This window comes from Streptomyces iranensis (genome assembly GCF_017874715.1).
Lineage (GTDB): Bacteria > Actinomycetota > Actinomycetes > Streptomycetales > Streptomycetaceae > Streptomyces > Streptomyces iranensis.
The window spans coordinates 290193-306644 of sequence record NZ_JAGGLR010000009.1; the positions used below are offsets into that span (position 1 = coordinate 290193).

Sequence of the window (16452 nt, forward strand, 5' to 3'; positions counted from 1 at the left end):
GACAGCCACCGGGCCACCGGACCCACCGCGAGCGACCGGTGTCTCAGGCGAACACCGACAGCAGCAGGGCCATCGCCAGACCGAGCACACTGACCAGGGTCTGTACGGCGGTCTGGGTCTTGGTGGCCTGGGTGAGATCCATTCCGAACGACTCCTTCACCAGCCAGAACCCCGCGTGGTTGACGTAGTTGAGGCCGAGCGAACCGGCGCCGATCGCGACCACGAGCAGAGATGCCTCCAGGCCCCCGCCATCGCCGATCAGCGGGGCCACGATGCCGGTGGCGGAGACGATGCCGACGGTGGCGGAGCCCGTGGTCAGCGACAGCAACAGGGCGATGAGCCAGCCCAGCAGGATCACATTGATATGGGCGCCCTCTGCGGCCGACGCGATGGCATCGCCGATGCCCGAGTCCTGAAGTACCTGCTTGAACGCCCCTCCCCCGCCGATGATGAGCAGGATGGCGGCGATGGACTTCAGGCTGTCGGTCAGGGAGGCACGGGTCTCCTCAGCCGAACGGCCGGAGCCGCCAGTGCGCGCGGAGCCAACCATCGTCACCCCCAGGGCGAAGACGAAACCGGCGAGCATCGCCACCAGCGGTTCTCCGGCGAACACAAGCGCCGCGCCCAGCCCGCTCGACTCGTCCAGCACCGTCTCGGCCAGGGTGCGCAGCAGCATCAGGACGACGGGCACCAGCACGGCCGCCACGGCCAGCCCGGTGGGCACACCAGTCCGGCGGGGCACCTCCGCGCTCGCCCGCGCGCCAGACGTACCAGAGGCATCAGACACACCGGACGCACCGGACGCACCGGACGCACCGGACACACCAGACGCACCGGCTCCCGCCGTGGCGGCGGCCGGTGCGGGCCGACGCTCTGCCCCCGTGAACTGCGCCACCAGCTCGGCGTCCGGAGCGACATCGGGAAGCCGGGGCGCGATCCAGCGGGCGTAGACGGGCCCGGCCAGGATGACGGTGGGCACGGCACAGACGATGCCGACGCCGAGGGTGAGACCGAGGTCGGCGTGCAGACCGGTCATGGCGGTCAGCGGGCCGGGGTGGGGCGGCAGCATCCCGTGCAGGGTGGACAGCGAGGCGATGGCGGGCACACCGAGGAGTACGTACGGGCTGCCCTTGGTGCCGCCGTGTTCCTCCATCCTGCGGGCGACGCTGAAGATCAACGGCAGCAGCACGATCAGGCCGACCTCGAAGAACATGGGCACGCCGATGACGAACGCGGCGGCACCCACCAGCCAGGGCAGTCTGCGGGGCTCGGCGCGGGCGACGAGGGCGCGGGCGATGGCGTCGGTGGCGCCCGAGTCGGACAGCAGTCGGCCGAGCATGGCGCCCAGGGCGAGGGTGACGCCCACGTCGCCGAGGGTGCCGCCGGCGCCCTCCTCGATGGATCCGGCGAGTTTCGCGGCAGGCTCCCCGGCCGCTATCCCCGTACCCACGCTGACCAGGATCAGCGCGACAAACGGATGGACCCGCAGCCGTGAGTTGATGAGATAGATCAGTGCTGCGATCGCCACCGTGAGGATGAGCAGCAGCCACCAGGTGTGTGCGGTCATGCGGTGCCTTCCGGGACATATGGGTTCGTACTAGGGCATGCGGGGGGTTCGTACGCCACCAGGGCATGGGTGGGTCACGGGATGGGGGCGGTGTGGTTCAACGGCGAGAAGGGCGTGCGGCCGCCGCCACGGCGGAGTGTTCGGTCAGTCCAGTCCCAGGTGTCCGACCAGCTCCGCCACGTTCTTGTCCTGCCGGGCCAGATACGTGGCGAACGCGCCGCCGGTGGTGAAGGCGTCGGTCCAGCCGTGGCGGGTGAGCTCGGCCTTCCACTGCCGGGAGGCGTGCAGCGCGGTCAGCACCTCGATCCAGCGTTCGCGGTCCGCGGAGCTGATGCCGGGCGGGGCGACGATCCCCCGCCAGTTGTCGAAGACCAGGTCGATCCCGGCCGCCCTCAGCGTCGGCACCCCGCGGAGCGCGGCCACGGGCCGGTCGCTGGTGACCGCGAGCACCCTGAGCTGCCCGGCCGCGATCTGGTCGAGGAACTCGCCGATACCGCTGGTGGCGAAGTCGACCCGGCCGTCCAGCAGGGCGGGGAGCAGATCGCCGCCACCGCCGTCGTAGGCGTCGTAGCGCACCGTCTTCGGCTGGATGCCGACGGCGCGGGCCAGCGCCATGGGCAGCAGGTGGTCCGGGCCGCCCAGCGACGAGCCACCGCCGACCGTGACGTCTCCCGGGTGCTTCCGCCACTCGGCGACCAGGTCCGCGACGGTGCGGTACGGCGAGTCCTTGCGGACCACCACCGCCTCGGGCTCCTCGATCAGGCGGGCGATCGGGGTGGTCCGCGCCACGGTCACCTTGGCGTGCGCGACATGCGACGCGCCCAGTACGCCGAGACCCATCTGCAGGGCGAGCCGGCCGTTGCCACGTTCGTCCACGGTGCGCTGCAGACCGACCGTGCCACCGGCCCCGGGCAGGTTGAACACCTCCATGTCCGAGGTGGTCCCGGTCTCCTCCAGCACCCGGGCCACGGTCCGGGCCGTGGTGTCGTAGCCGCCTCCGGGTGTGTTCGGCACCAGGATCCGCAGCCCGTCGTCCCGGGTGTCCCCGGTGCCCGGCCAGGTGCCGCAGGCGCCGACGAGCAGGGACAGCACGGCGGCCAGAGCGCCGGACAGGGCGCGGGTGCGGGTGCCGGTGCCGGTGCGACGTCTCATGGCACCTCCCTTTCGCTTCCCATCCGGCGGACGCCATGATTGTGCGGCCTGGTGGACAATGCGCCCAGGTTGTGTCAGCAGGAGAGATTGAGTTCATTGTGGTCGCCGCGTTCCGTCGCCAAACACTCGCAGGCGAGATGCTGCTGCTCCAGCTCGCCATCGTGGTGGTGGTGCTGATGGCGGTGGCGGCGGTCTCGCTCGCACAGTCGGAGGCCACCTTCAACCGGGTGGAGGGCCGCCGGGTCGGTGCGCTCGCCGAGCAGCTGGCCGCCCAGCCGCTGGTGCGCAGCAGGCTGGTGGGGCCCTCACCGGCGGAGGAGCTGGCCCCGCTGGTGTACTCGGCGCGGGTGCAGTCGCGGGTGACGTCCGTCACGGTGGCCGACCGCCACGGGCGCGTCGTCAGCTCGACGAATCCCACCGTGCTCGGCGACCGGCTGCCCCTGGGCGAGGGGGTGGGCGCGGGCCGTGGCTGGTCGGGCACGCTGGACTGGGACGGCAGCCGGGAGCTGGTGGCGCAGGTGCCGGTGGTCGGTGCGACAGGGAAAGACCTGGGGCGGCATCTGGGCACCGTCATGATCGGCGAGACGTCCCCCACCGTGTGGCAGCGGCTGAGCGGCGCGTCCTCGTACCTCCCCGTCTACCTAGGCGTGGCCAGCGCGCTCGGCGTCGTCGGCTCCTGGCTGCTCGCCCGGCGCGTCAAACGGCAGACGCTCGGTCTGGAGCCGCGCGAGATCACCGGGCTGGCCGAGCACCGCGAGGCGATGCTGTACGGAATCGCCGAGGGCGTCGTCGCCCTCGATCCGCAGCACCGGGTGACCCTCGTCAACGACATGGGCAGGCGGCTGCTGGACCTGCCCGAGGACTGTGTGGGCCGGAACCTGGCCGAGCTGGGCATCGAGGGACGGCTGCTGGACGTCCTGGCCGGGGCGCGGAAAGAATCGGCGGACCCGAAGGACGAGGTCGTGGTCCGACACGGCCGGGTCCTGGTCATGAACCGCATGACCGTGGTCAAGGACGGACGGCCGCTCGGCTCCGTCACCACCCTGCGGGACCGCACCGAGCTGGCGAGGCTGGAGCGCGAGATCGGCTCCTTCCGCTCCACCTCCGAGCTGCTGCGTGCGCAGACCCATGAGTTCGCCAACCAGCTGCACACCATCTCCGGGCTGATCCAGATCGGCGAGCAGGAGGAGGTGGTGCGCTACATCCGGGCGCTGAACCAGCGCCGCCAGTCGCTCGACATGTCCATCGGCCGCCGGGTCCGGGACACCGCCATCGCCGCCCTGCTGATGGCGAAGGCGTCCCAGGCCGCCGAGCGGAAGGTGATCCTGCGCCTGTCGGACCGCACCGCGCTGGACCGGCTGACGCCCGAGGACGCCGCCGATGTGGCGACCGTGGTCGGCAATCTGGTCGACAACGCCATCGACGCCGCCACGTCCGAGCACGGCGGTGAGAACAAGGGTGGCGGCGGGGACGGCGAGGAGCCGTGGCTGGAGGTCGAGCTGCGGCAGGACCACACCAGTGTGGAGATCGTGGTGCGCGACTCCGGCCCCGGCGTCGCCCCCGGACTCGCCCAGGAGGTCTTCGCCCACGGCTTCACCACCAAGGCCGCCCGGGAAGGCGAGCGCGGCATCGGACTCGCGCTCACCCGGCTCGTCTGCGAGCGCCGCGGCGGCGAGATCGCGGTGACCAACACCAGCCAGGGCGCGATGTTCAGCGCCCGCATGTCCGTCAGCCACCCCGCCGACGCGGTGGCGGAAGGAGCGACCCGATGACCGAGTCGGCCGGCACGATCGATGTGCTCGTCGTGGACGACGACTTCATGGTGGCGCGCGTCCACCGCACCTTCGTGGAGCGGGTGGCGCCGTTCCGCGTCGTCGGCACCGCCCACACCGGCGAGCAGGCGATCGAGGCGGTCGACGCGCTCCGGCCCGACCTGGTCCTGCTCGACCTCTATCTGCCGGACCTCTTCGGCCTGGACGTCATCTCCCGGCTGCGCACCGCCGGGCACGACTGCGACGTCATGGTGATCACCGCGGCCCGGGAGGCCGACGCGGTGCGCGGCGCCGTCCGCCAGGGAGTGGTGGACTACCTCCTCAAACCCTTCGACTACGAGGATCTCCAGCCCCGTCTGGAACGTTATGCGACCCAGCGCGGGCGGTTGCTCACCACGGTCGTCCGTGGCCAGGCGGATGTGGACCGCGTCCTGGCCGGGGCGTTCGCGCCGCCCGCGGGCGGCGCCCTCCCGAAGGGCCTGAGCGTGGAGACCGCCCAGCTCGTCGAGCGCGCCCTCCGCGAGGCGGACGGCACCGTCTCCGCCGCCGAGGCGGCCACCGCCATCGGAATCTCCCGGGTCAGCGCCCGCCGCTACCTGGAGTACTTCCACGCCACCGGCCACGCCGACGTCTCCCTGCGCTACGGCACGGCCGGCCGCCCGGAGCGCCGCTACAGCCGGCGGGCGTAACGCCCCTGACGAGTCCGCGTGTCCGGCCCGCTCCGGGCCGGGCGGGCGACCACGGGCTGAGACGGCTGAACGAGCCTTGTGAGAACTCTTGACTCGGGTGGGCTCGTCCACCAGGATCCCCGCTGGAATCGATTCCATGGAATCGATTCCGAAGCCCGCCGTCCCTGCCGTCATTTCCCCGACCTCACACCACCAGGGCGGCGACTTCGCCGCACCCGCACGAGCACGCCCCAGTGAAAGGCCGCATGTGGACGCCACCGTTACCCTCAAGGACGTCGCAGCCCGCGCGGGTGTCTCCGTGGGGACCGCGTCGCGGGTGCTCTCCGGCCACTCGGCCACCTCACCCGCGGCCCGCGAACGGGTGCGGGCGGCGGCCACCGAGCTCGGCTACCGGGTGAACGCCAGGGCACAGGCGCTGCGTTCGGCTCGCAGCCATGCGGTGGGGCTGCTCGTCTCCGACGTGCGCAACCCGTTCTTCGCGGACATCGCCCACGGCGCCGAACAGACCGCGCTCGCCTCGTCGTACGTCACGCTGCTGGCCAACGCCAACGAGGACACCGCACAACAGGACACCTACCTGGAGGTGTTCCTCACCCAGCGGGTGGACGGCATCATCATCGCCCCCCAGGGCGAGGGCCGCGGCAATCTGCGCACACTGGAACAGGCGCGGGTGCCACTGGTCTTCGTGGACCGCACCGTCGACGGGTTCGATGTGCCGAGCGTGACCGCGGACAACGCACAGGGGGTCGAACTCGCCGTCGCCCACCTCGCCGAACAGGGCCACACCCGCATCGGATACATCGGCGGACCGCCCTCCGTGTCCACCGGGCGGGCGCGGCTCAGCGCGTTCCTGGAGGCGATCGCCCGCCACCGCCTGGACGACGACCCGGCGCTGATCACGGCGGGGGACTTCCGCCGGGCGAGCGGTGGCACGGCAGCCGCGAAACTCCTCGCGCACCACCGGCCGCCGACCGCGTTGCTCGCCGCCGACAGCCTGATGGCGGTCGGCGCCCTGACCGAGGTGCGCCAACGGGGTCTGCGGATCGGCGAGGATCTGGCCCTGGTCGCCTTCGACGACATCGAGTGGTTCGGCGAACTCGATCCCCCGCTCACGGTGGTGGCCCACGATGCCCGCGCCTTAGGGGCGACAGCGATGCGGCTCCTGCTCGATGTCATCGACGGCGGCACGGCCGAGTCGGTCGTCCTGCCGATGCGGCTGATCCCCCGCCGGTCATCGGCGGCGCGACCGCACACCGCTGCCAGCCGTCCCTCCGCCTGACGGCCCGACCCGTCCACAACCCGCAGTCCACAACTCGCAGTCCATAGGTCGCAGTCCATGACTCGCACACTCCGCGGACCCGCGCACCCTGCGGACCCGCCGCCTCGGCGTGGCGTTCGCGGAGCGACCCACCCTGCCCGACGCACAGACGAAAGGCTGACCATGCGCATCGCACTCGGCAACGACCACGCGGGGCTGCCCCTCAAAGAACACGTCCGCCAGGTGTTGCTACGTCTGGGACACGAAGTGGCGGACTTCGGCCCCGACACCGACACCCCCGTCGACTTCCCCGACATCACCTTCGCCACCTGTGACGCCGTACGCAGCGGAGAAGCCGATCGCGCCGTGCTGGTGTGCGGGACGGGCGCGGGGGCGCTGATGGCGGCCAACAAGATCGCGGGCATTCGATGCGGTCTCGGGCATGACGTGTACTCCGCCCACCAGGCCGTCGAGCACGACGACGCCAACGCGCTCGCCATGGGCGCGTGGCTCATCGGGCCCGCCATGGCCACGGAGGTCCTGGAGTCGTTCCTGGGCGCGACGTTCGACGACGACGCCGACACCGTACGCCGGGTGGCCAAGCTCCGCGATCTGGAGCTGCGTTCGGCCCGCGAGCTCGCCGAACACATCTGATCTCCACCGAACACATCCGACGTCCCCGGCACACCTCGTCCCCGCACGCCTCGTCCCCAGCCCACCTCCTCCCCAGCACCTCGTCCCTGGCACACCTCCGCTCGAAGGAGACCGGTATGAGCGCTCCTACCTCGCCCTCGTCGCCCGCACGAGGACGCGTCAGGACAGCCCTCGCGTCCGCCGTCGGCACCTGCGTCGAGAACTACGACTTCGTTGCCTACGGCACCGCGTCCGCCCTGTATTTCGGCGATGCGTTCTTCCCCAACTCGGATCCCGTGGTCGGCACCCTGCTGGCCTTCGTCACCCTCGGCGTCGGCTTCCTGATGCGCCCGATCGGCGGGGCCGTCGGCGGCTACCTCGGAGACCGCCACGGGCGTAAACCGGTCCTGGTCGGCGCCCTGCTGACGATGGGCATCGCCACCGTCCTGATCGGCATGCTGCCCACCTATCAGCAGGTCGGGGTGGCCGCGCCGGTACTGCTGGTGGTCATCCGCTGTGTCCAGGGGCTGGCGTTCGGCGCCGAGTGGGGCAGCGCCGTGATGATGACGTACGAACACGCGCCCCGCACCCGCCGCGGCCTGTACTCGGCGATACCGCAGGCCGGTAACCCCCTGGGCATCGCGCTCGCCAACATCGCCTTCCTGCTCTCCTCCACCCTCGACTCCGACTGGGCCTGGCGGCTGCCCTTCCTGGCCAGCGCCCTGCTGATCGTGGCCGGAGTGGTAATCCGGCTGAAGCTCACCGAGTCCCCGGAGTTCGAGGCCGCCCGAGCGAAGGGCACCACCGTCCGCAACCCGCTGGTCAGCGTGGTGCGCGACGACTGGCGCAATATCCTGCGCATCATCGCCCTGCGCGTGGTGGAGTCCTGCGCCTACTACCTGACGGCCACCTATCTCCTCTCCTACATCACCGACCGCGACGACGGCGACCGTGGCGTGGCGCTCGCCGGTGTGGTCACCGCCAGCCTGCTCGCCACCGCCACCACCGTGCTCTCCGGCGCGCTCACGGACCGCGTGGGCCGCCGCACGGTCTACCTGGTGGCGTGTGTGCTGGCCGCGGTCTTCGGCTTCCCGATGTACCTGATGGCCAACTCGGGGGCTCCGGTGCTCATCGTGCTGATCTTCCTGATCGGCATCGGGGTGATCCACGCGGCGCTGACGGGCACCCAAGCCGCCTGGTTCGCCGAGCTGTTCAACACCGCCACCCGTACGTCCGGAGCTTCGCTGGGCTACCAGACGGCGGCCTCGGTGGCCGGTTTCGCGCCGTTCCTCGCCGTGCTGCTCGCGGAGTCCTTCGGCTGGGTGGGCCCGGCCGGACTCTATGTGTGCGTCGCGCTGGTGGGACTCCTCGGGGTGCTGTCCACCCGCGAGACCTGGAGCCCCGCACAACGCATGGTCCTCCCGGCGGGTCAGCCGGAGCGAGCGGCCGATCGCGAACGGCACCCCTCGCACTGAGCCGAGGGAACCGCATCCCTCGCACTGAGCCGAGGGGCAGTCTGCCGGTGGGCCCGGACACGGCGCCGGGCCCACCGGTCAACGACGTCAGGCAACGACGTCGGTCAACGACGTCAGGGCTTGCGGGCCACCGCTCCGTACATCGCGATGTCCTCGTCCTTGATGTCCTCGGTGACGGTGGCGTCCGGGCGCCACTTGTGGACCTGGGTGAGGCCGGGCTCGACCAGCTCCAGGCCGCCGAAGAACCGCTCGGCCTCGGCCTCGGTGCGCAGCCGCATGGGCATGTCGCGGGCCGCGTACTCACGGGCGACCCGGGCCACCTCGTCCGGCGCGAAGTCGGCGGTGCCGATGGACATCGCCAGATAGCTGCCGGAGGGCAGCGGCTCCAGAAGGCGGTTGACGATTCCGTAGGCGTCGTCCTTGTCCAGGACGAAGTGCACGATGGCGATCACCGTCAGGGCGACCGGCTGCGTCAGATCGAGGGTCTCGCGGAGCTCGGCGGCCTCCAGGATGGTGGCGGGCTCGCACATGTCCGCCTCGACATAGGCGGTCCTGCCCTCGGGGGTGCTGGCGAGCAGGCCCTGGGAGAGCGTGAGGACGATGGGGTCGTTGTCCACGTAGACGACCCGGGAGTCCGGGGCCACCGCCTGGGCGATCTCATGGAGGTTGGGCGAGGTGGGGATGCCGGTGCCGATGTCGAGGAACTGCCGGATGCCCGCCTCTTCGGCCAGGTAGCGCACGGCCCGGTTCATGAAGTCGCGGTTGGCCCGCATATGGATCGGCAGGGCGGGCCACTCGCGGGACATGGCGATGCCCGCTTCCTTGTCGGCCGGGTAGTAGTCCTTACCCCCGAGGATGTAGTCGTAGATACGTGCCGAATGCGCACTCTCGGTGTCGATGCGGTCGGCCGACCATCCGTTGTCGCTCAAGGCGTCCCCTCCCAGTGGATCGTCAGTTCGCTGTCGGTGTGGCCCCCGGTCGCGCGGGCCGGGACGGGCCCGCGCGACCGGGAAGGATGCGGTGCCGTGGCGCTAGCAGAGGAAGTCGGCGTCGCCGGCCTTCACACCCGCCAGAAACCGGGTCATCTCGTTCGTGGTGAAAACCAGTGCGGGGCCGTCGGGGTCGGTCGACTGACGCAGCGCCACCCGTCCGTCGTACAGCTTCTTGGCTTCGACACAGGCGCCGCCGGCGTCGTCGCTCCACGGCTTGGACCAGCCCAGGGTGCCGAGGTCGTGGGAGGGCATGCCGCTGCGTATGTGGTGGTGCACTTCAGAGCTCCTTGCGAATTGCGCCGAGGACGGCCTCGGTTTTCCTGGCGGGCACCGACTGGGCGCCCATCCGGTCCAGGACCTCGCGATACACCACCACGTCGTCCTCCTTGTCCAGATACACCGCGCCGACCAGGCCGCTGAGGTAGACGATGTCGGGCAGCTCCGGAGCCCTGAACCGGAAGACATGGAACGCACCGGCCCGCATGGCCGGATGCGGGCCGCTCCCGAACGGCATGATCTGCACGGTCACCTGGGGAAGGGCGCTGACCTCGATCAGATGGTCGATCTGGGCGCGCATCACGGCCGGGCCCCCGACCGGCCACCTCAGCACCGTCTCGTCCATCACGACCCACAGTCGGGGAGGGGATTCCCGGGACAGCAGTTCCTGGCGCTGCATGCGCAGGGCGACCCTGCGCTCGGTGGCCTCCGACGGAGCGTGCGGGTTTCCGGCGCTGAGCAGCGCACGGGCGTAGTCCTCGGTCTGCAGCAACCCGTGGACGAACTGCGCCTCGTAGGCGCGGATCTGAAGCGCCGCCTGCTCCAGGTTCAGATACGCGGCGAACCAGTCCGGCATCACATCGCGATAGGTGTGCCACCAGCCGCGCTTGTTGGCCTCGCGGACCGACTTCAGGAAGGTGTCGAGCTCATGCCGGTCGGTGATGCCGTACGTCTGGAGCAGCTTCTCCACGTCCGCGAGTCTGAGCCGGGCCACCTTGGCGGCTTCCATCCTGCGGATCGTGGAGTGGCTGACCCCGATCGCCACACCCGCCTGGTCGTAGGTCAGGCCGGCGCGCGTCCGCAGCTCCTCCAGCTGCCTGCCCAGGATCATGCGGAGGACAGAGGGGGCACCGCCCCACGCGGTTTCCGCCGCCAACGCTCTTACCTCCCCACACCGGGCTACGGCTGCAGTCTGTCACGGTCACCGGCCGCGGGAACGGCATCCCCTCGATGGCAACTTGCAATTTTCAATTTACCGCTTGCAAGTCGTTCGTTGCACCTGTCACAGTGGTAACACCGTCCGATCACGGTGGGAACGCTTGCGTGGGTACGTCCGTAGGCACTGCGCAGTGCGGGAACGGCACGGTCATGATGCGCAGGCAGACGAAAGGCGGCCGCTCGTGGCTCCCCTCGCCCTTCCCCTGACTCCCCTTCGGACGTCCCGGGAGCAGGACACCCACCCGGGATGTGCTTTACGGCTTCCGGCCACCGCCTCCGCGGTGCGCACGATCCGCGCGGCCGTGCGCGAGCGGCTGTGTGCCTGGGGCGTGAGCGCCCAAGTGTGCGACGACGCGCTCCTCGTGGTCTCCGAGCTGGTCACCAACGTGATCACGCATACGGTCAGCGATCACCTGGAGTGCAGGCTGAGCCTCGGCGCGGGACATCTGCGCCTCGAGGTCGAGGACGAGATCCGGGCCCGCACCCTCCCCGCGCCACGCACCCCCGACCCAGATGAGCACTGCGGACGAGGGCTTCTGCTGGTCGGCGCGGTGAGCAGCGCCTGGGGCGTCCGGGACGCCCCGCACGGGCCGGGGCGGATCGTATGGGCCGAGCTGCCGTCGCGCACGGAAGAGTGTCACTGACTCATGGACCGACAGTTTGTTGCCCCCGAGGCACCTGAGGCACGTGAGATGCCTGAGGCCCCATCACTCGGTGCGGCGAGCCTCTGGCGAGGCCACCGCGGACGCCTGCGGCTCCCCGACGGACTTCCCGCCAGACTGGGATACGACGCGGTCGGGATGCCCACGGACATCGGCAGGCGGGTCATGAAGTGTCTGCCCCGCATCGGCTGTGTCTTCGCCGACGACCAGCGGTGGTGGTGGATCGTGCCGTCGGGGTCGAACATCGACGTCGCCTGGCCGCTGTTCACCAGCTACGCGGTCGGGGCGCGGATGACCGACCTGAGCGGCGAGTACTCCGGGCGTTCCCGCCTCCCCCGCCTGATCCATCACCCCCAGGACGACTCGCCGTACACACCGCCGATTCCGCTGTACTTCATGACCTGTCATATCGCGGGCATCCAGCCCCGCTGGTCACCGGGGGACGCCTCCGGGCCACCCCAGGCGATCTAGAACCCTCCCGCGCACTGCTGCTCCGCACGCGACCCTGCCCGTCCGACAACGTTGTCCCAAGGTATGGACAAATACTGGAGTGAGTGCTCTGGTATTGCGTGCAGCAAGTGTTCCCTGTGGAAGAGTTCCGCCGTCCTCCGGGCGGCGGCGCCAACCGGACCATGGAGCAGCAGCGTGCTGAGACACTTGTTCCTTCGCTTCCCCTCCCTCCTCCGTCCAAGACGGACCTGGCGGCGGCGCGTGGCCGCCGTCGTGGTCCCCGCGCTGGCCGCCACCGGTCTGCTCGTCTCCGGTGCCGGCCCCTCCCACGCCGCCCAGGCCTGGGATCCCAAACCCTCCCCGATGACGACCCCGTGGACGAACCAGGTCCCGGTCGACAACCCCCTGCCGGAGTATCCGCGCCCCCAGCTCACCCGGCCCGACTGGTCCCCCCTCAACGGGATCTGGGACTTCGCGGTCACCTCCCGCGACGCCGGACAGCCGGCCACGTTCGGTGAGCAGATCCGGGTGCCGTTCGCGCCCGAGTCCGCGCTCTCCGGCGTCCAGCGCAAGATCACCCAGAATGACAAGCTCTGGTACAAGCGCAGCTTCACGGTCCCCTCCGGCTGGAACGGCCGCCGCGTCCAGCTCAACTTCGGCGCGTCCGACTGGGAGACCACGGTCTGGGTCAACGGCAAGCAGGCGGGCGCCGCCCACCGTGGCGGCTACGACGCCTTCTCGTACGACATCACCCCCCTGCTGAACGGCGGCACCAACACCATCGTCATCTCCGTGTACGACCCCACGGAGACCGGCGGTCAGGCCATCGGCAAACAGCGCGTCCAGGACGTCACCCCGCACCCCGGCAAGAGCATCGTCTACACCGCCTCGTCCGGGATCTGGCAGACCGTCTGGCTGGAGCCCACCGCCCCCGCGCACATCACCCGCCTGGACATGGTCCCGCGCCTGGAGGACAACACCCTGCGGGTCACGGTGCGCGGCGCCGGAGGAGCCGACGGCGCGGGCGTCAAGGTCACCGTCTCCAGCGGCGGTACGACGGTCGGCAGCGCCACCGGCACCGTGGGCGCCGAGCTCTCCGTGCCGGTGCCGAACGCCCATCTGTGGACGCCGGAGGACCCGTTCCTGTACGACGTCACGGCCGAGCTCACCGGCGCCACCGGAGCCGACAAGGTCGGCGGCTACACCGGCATGCGGTCGATCGCGGTGAAGGACGTGGGCGGGGTCCGGCGGCCGGTGCTCAACGGCAAGTTCGTCTTCCAGACCGGCACCCTGGACCAGGGCTACTGGCCGGACGGCATCTACACCGCGCCCACCGACGAGGCCCTCAAGTACGACCTGCAGAAACACAAGGACCTGGGCTTCAACATGGTCCGCAAGCACATCAAGGTCGAGCCGCAGCGGTGGTTCTACTGGGCGGACCGGCTCGGGCTGCTGGTGTGGCAGGACATGCCCTCGATGGACAGCGGCAAGACCCCGGACACCGCGGCCCGCACCCAGTGGGAGAGCGAGTACCGCACCATCATCGACCAGCACCGCAGCTCGCCCGCGCTCATCCAGTGGGTGGACCAGAACGAGGGCTGGGGCCAGTACGACCAGGCCCGCATCGCCGACATGGTCAAGGCGTACGACCCCTCGCGCCTGGTCGACAACATGAGCGGCGTCAACTGCTGCGCCGCCAAGGACGGCGGCAACGGCGACGTCATCGACAACCACAACTACGTCGGGCCCGGCAACACCCCGGCGGAGTCGGTGCGCGCCTCGGTGCTCGGGGAGTACGGGGGCCTGGGCTACCGGGTGCCCGGCCATGAGTGGTATCCGGGTGGCGGGTTCAGCTACGAGGACCAGCCGAGCGTCTCCGCGCTCAACAACCGGCTCGTCGGCCTGCTCGACGGGATCCGGGAGAGCGGTATGCCCGCCGGCGGTCTGTCGGCCTCCGTCTACACCCAGATCACGGACGTGGAGAACGAGGCCAACGGGCTGATGTCCTACGACCGCCAGGTGGTCAAGGTCGACCAGGCCCGGGTCCGGGCCGCCAACCAGGCCCTCATCACGGCCTCCCGGTCGACCGGCGCCACGGTGAAACTGCCCGTCGGGCAGAACGTGTCGATCCGGGTCACCACCCCCGGCTACACCGACCGCTACATCCGCCACTACGACGGGCTGGGCTTCACCGAGGTGGTGAACCAGGCCAGCGCCGATCTGCTGAAGCGGGACGCCACCTGGACGGTCAGGCAGGGTCTCGCCAACAAGCTCTGCTACTCCTTCGAGTCCCGCAACTACCCCGGTGAGTATCTGCGCCACCGCGACTTCCGCGTCCGGCGCGAGGCGGGTGACGGCTCCACCGGGTACAAGGAGGACGCCACCTGGTGCCCGACCCAGGGCAGCGGTGGCATCCGGATGTCGGCCGCCAACTTCCCCGGGCAGTATCTGCGGCACATCAACGCCGAGCTGTGGCTGGCCCAGTCCGGCGGTACCCACGCCTGGGACAGCCCGGCCAGTTTCACCGAGGACACCACCTGGGCGATCGAGTCGCCCTGGGCTCCCTAGCACGACCGCCGCGGGCCCAGATCGACGGGCCCGCGCCCTCGGCGGCCGCCCTCGCGCGGGCGGCCGCCACTTCTCTCCTCCCCCACGCTTCAGCGCACGGCCCCCCATGGAAAGGCGGGTACGTCATGTCAGCGCGGCTCCACCGTGTCCTCCACGGACTCCTGACCCTGGCCATCGCCCTGGCCGGGCTGGTCGCCCTCCCCACGCCGTCCCGTGCCGCCACCCCGGTCTGCGCACTGGCGTGCGACACCCTGGACCCCTCGAAGGCGCAGCGCGACACCTTCCCCGTACCGAATGTGAACCTCAATGGCCGGACCCTGAAGTTGCACGTCTCCGACCCCGACTCCATGGCCTGGGCCAGTATCGACAACGGTGTGGCGGGCGACGCGGTCTGGCTGGACCGGTCCTGGGACCGGGGCGCCACCTGGGAGGGACTGCTCGGCAAGGCGAGCATCCCCGGCACCTGGACCGGCACCCGCACCCTGATGTACAACCTCACCGACCCGGTGGGCCACCGGCGCGGCTGGCTCCGTGCCTGCGGTGACGCCGCCGGTGTCACCTGCACCGACTGGGTCCACCCCAAGGTGTGCGACGGCACGTTCTGCGACGGCGCCGACCCCGCCACCGCGGCGGGCGACGACCGCCCGGTGCCCTCCACCACTCTGTTCGGGCGGACCATCAGCCTCCATGTCGACCAGAAGAATTCGATGGCGTGGGGCGTCATCGAAAGCGGTGGCGCGGGCGACGAGATCTGGCTCGACCGCTCCTGGGACACCGGCGCCACCTGGCCCGAGGGCTCCTCCCTGGGCCGTACGAGCGTGGCGTCGGGCAAGACCTCGACACGGACTGCCATGTTCGCCACCCGGGATCCGCGCGGGCTGATGTTCGGCGGGGCGGTCCGGGCGTGCGGCCGTGCGGCCGCCCACCAAGAGGGCAGTTGCACGGCCTGGGTCAGGCCCGCGCCGAGCCGGGCGCGCGCCGCGGCGGACGCGCTGATGGCGTCGTACCACACCTACGAGGGCTGGTGGCGCAGCAGTTGGTGGAACTCGGCCGTCGCGGTCACCTCGCTCATCGACTTCGCCCAGCGCACCGGGCGGCACGACTACGACTGGGTCATCGCCCGCACCTTCGAGCAGAACCGCGGCACCTTCGCCCCGGGCGAGCGCAGCTCCGACGCGGTGGAGGGCCACTTCATCAGCCGCGCCATCGACGACGCCGCCTGGTGGGGCGTGGCCTGGCTGGCCGCGTACGACCACACCCATGAACGGCGCTACCTGGACGAGGCGGTCACCATTGCCACCTACGTCCACCAGTACTGGGACACCGGCAGCTGCGGCGGCGGTGTGTGGTGGGACCGGGAGCGCACCTACAAGAACGCCGTGACCAACGGGCTGTACCTGTGGCTGACCACATCACTGCACCAGCGGATCTCCGGCGACTCCGTGTGGGGCGGCCGGGCGGCCACGGCGGCGACCTGGTATCTCGACAGCGGCCTGATCAACAGCGCGGGCCTGGTCAACGACGGGCTGACCGCAGGCTGCCGCAACAACGCCCAGACCGTGTGGAGTTACAACCAGGGCCTCGCCATCGGCGCCTTCACCCAACTGTGGCGGTCCACCGGCGACGAGCGGTACCTGGACACCGCCCGGCGCCTGGCCGATGCCGCGACCACCTCGGCGGCGCTGACCCGCGACGGCGTGCTGACCGAGTCCTGCGACACCGGTGGCAACGCGTGCGACGACAACCAGAAGCAGTTCAAGGGCGTCTTCATGCGCCACTTCGCCGACCTCGCTGACGCCACCGGATCCGCCACCTACCGGGCGTACGTCAAGAAGCAGGCCGACTCGATCTGGGCCACCGACCGCGACCCCCTCAACCGGCTCGGCCAGCGCTGGGCGGGCACCGCCCCCAACCAGGTGGACTGGCGCACCCAGGCCAGTGCCCTTGGCGCGCTGACGGCCGCGGACGGCCTGTGACCCCTTCCCCACAAACCAACCCTCACGAGCCGTACTCGCCTCG

The 16452-nt window shown here is 70.6% G+C and carries 14 protein-coding genes; 9 read left to right on the plus strand and 5 right to left on the minus strand.

The window, feature by feature from the left end; all coding sequences use genetic code 11:
* Positions 1–43: 43 nt before the first annotated feature.
* Positions 44–1567: a GntP family permease gene (locus tag J2Z30_RS18790; RefSeq protein ID WP_044568269.1), complete on the minus strand. Its 1524-nt coding sequence runs from the start codon at positions 1565–1567 to the stop codon at positions 44–46.
* 144 nt (positions 1568–1711) lie between these two features.
* The gene (locus J2Z30_RS18795; RefSeq protein ID WP_044568271.1) at positions 1712–2719 is read right to left on the minus strand and encodes a Bug family tripartite tricarboxylate transporter substrate binding protein; all 1008 of its coding nucleotides are present in this window, start codon (positions 2717–2719) and stop codon (positions 1712–1714) included.
* Between the two features lie 98 nt (positions 2720–2817).
* Between J2Z30_RS18795 and J2Z30_RS18800 the strand changes: the two genes are divergently transcribed.
* The 5 genes from J2Z30_RS18800 (at position 2818) to J2Z30_RS18820 (ending at position 8546) form a co-directional block, all read left to right on the plus strand.
* Positions 2818–4491 (plus strand): sensor histidine kinase, encoded by a 1674-nt coding sequence (locus J2Z30_RS18800; protein WP_107073254.1) that lies wholly within the window; start codon positions 2818–2820, stop codon positions 4489–4491.
* A complete protein-coding gene (locus J2Z30_RS18805) occupies positions 4488–5180 on the plus strand; it encodes a response regulator (RefSeq protein ID WP_044568273.1) in 693 nt (230 codons plus the stop codon). The genes J2Z30_RS18800 and J2Z30_RS18805 overlap by 4 nt, the downstream gene beginning before the upstream one ends.
* Positions 5181–5427: 247 nt before the next feature.
* Positions 5428–6459: a LacI family DNA-binding transcriptional regulator gene (locus J2Z30_RS18810; RefSeq protein ID WP_044568275.1), complete on the plus strand. Its 1032-nt coding sequence runs from the start codon at positions 5428–5430 to the stop codon at positions 6457–6459.
* Positions 6460–6621: 162 nt separating this feature from the next.
* On the plus strand, positions 6622–7092 hold the full coding sequence (locus J2Z30_RS18815) for an RpiB/LacA/LacB family sugar-phosphate isomerase (protein ID WP_044568277.1): 471 nt from the start codon (positions 6622–6624) through the stop codon (positions 7090–7092).
* A 116-nt stretch (positions 7093–7208) separates the two neighbouring features.
* Complete coding sequence (locus tag J2Z30_RS18820) at positions 7209–8546, plus strand: MFS transporter (protein ID WP_044568278.1); 1338 nt, start codon at positions 7209–7211, stop codon at positions 8544–8546.
* A 113-nt stretch (positions 8547–8659) separates the two neighbouring features.
* Here the strand turns inward: J2Z30_RS18820 and J2Z30_RS18825 are convergent, their stop codons facing one another.
* From J2Z30_RS18825 to J2Z30_RS18835, 3 genes are all read right to left on the minus strand, one after another.
* On the minus strand, positions 8660–9475 hold the full coding sequence (locus tag J2Z30_RS18825) for an SAM-dependent methyltransferase (protein WP_044568280.1): 816 nt from the start codon (positions 9473–9475) through the stop codon (positions 8660–8662).
* Between the two features lie 102 nt (positions 9476–9577).
* Positions 9578–9790, minus strand: coding sequence for a DUF397 domain-containing protein (locus tag J2Z30_RS18830; protein ID WP_044581033.1), 213 nt, complete (start codon positions 9788–9790; stop codon positions 9578–9580).
* Between the two features lie 25 nt (positions 9791–9815).
* Positions 9816–10691 (minus strand): Sco1979 family transcriptional regulator, encoded by an 876-nt coding sequence (locus J2Z30_RS18835; protein ID WP_044568282.1) that lies wholly within the window; start codon positions 10689–10691, stop codon positions 9816–9818.
* 265 nt (positions 10692–10956) lie between these two features.
* On the opposite strand from J2Z30_RS18835, the gene J2Z30_RS51700 reads away from it, so the two are divergent.
* The 4 genes from J2Z30_RS51700 to J2Z30_RS18855 all read left to right on the plus strand — a co-directional run bounded on the left by J2Z30_RS51700 (position 10957) and on the right by J2Z30_RS18855 (position 16409).
* Positions 10957–11397 (plus strand): ATP-binding protein, encoded by a 441-nt coding sequence (locus tag J2Z30_RS51700; protein ID WP_044581034.1) that lies wholly within the window; start codon positions 10957–10959, stop codon positions 11395–11397.
* A gap of 156 nt (positions 11398–11553) precedes the next feature.
* On the plus strand, positions 11554–11886 hold the full coding sequence (locus J2Z30_RS18845) for a hypothetical protein (protein WP_245388143.1): 333 nt from the start codon (positions 11554–11556) through the stop codon (positions 11884–11886).
* 240 nt (positions 11887–12126) lie between these two features.
* A complete protein-coding gene (locus J2Z30_RS18850; RefSeq protein ID WP_078956498.1) occupies positions 12127–14433 on the plus strand; it encodes an AbfB domain-containing protein in 2307 nt (768 codons plus the stop codon).
* Between the two features lie 125 nt (positions 14434–14558).
* Complete coding sequence (locus J2Z30_RS18855; protein WP_044568286.1) at positions 14559–16409, plus strand: glycoside hydrolase family 76 protein; 1851 nt, start codon at positions 14559–14561, stop codon at positions 16407–16409.
* Positions 16410–16452: the final 43 nt, after the last annotated feature.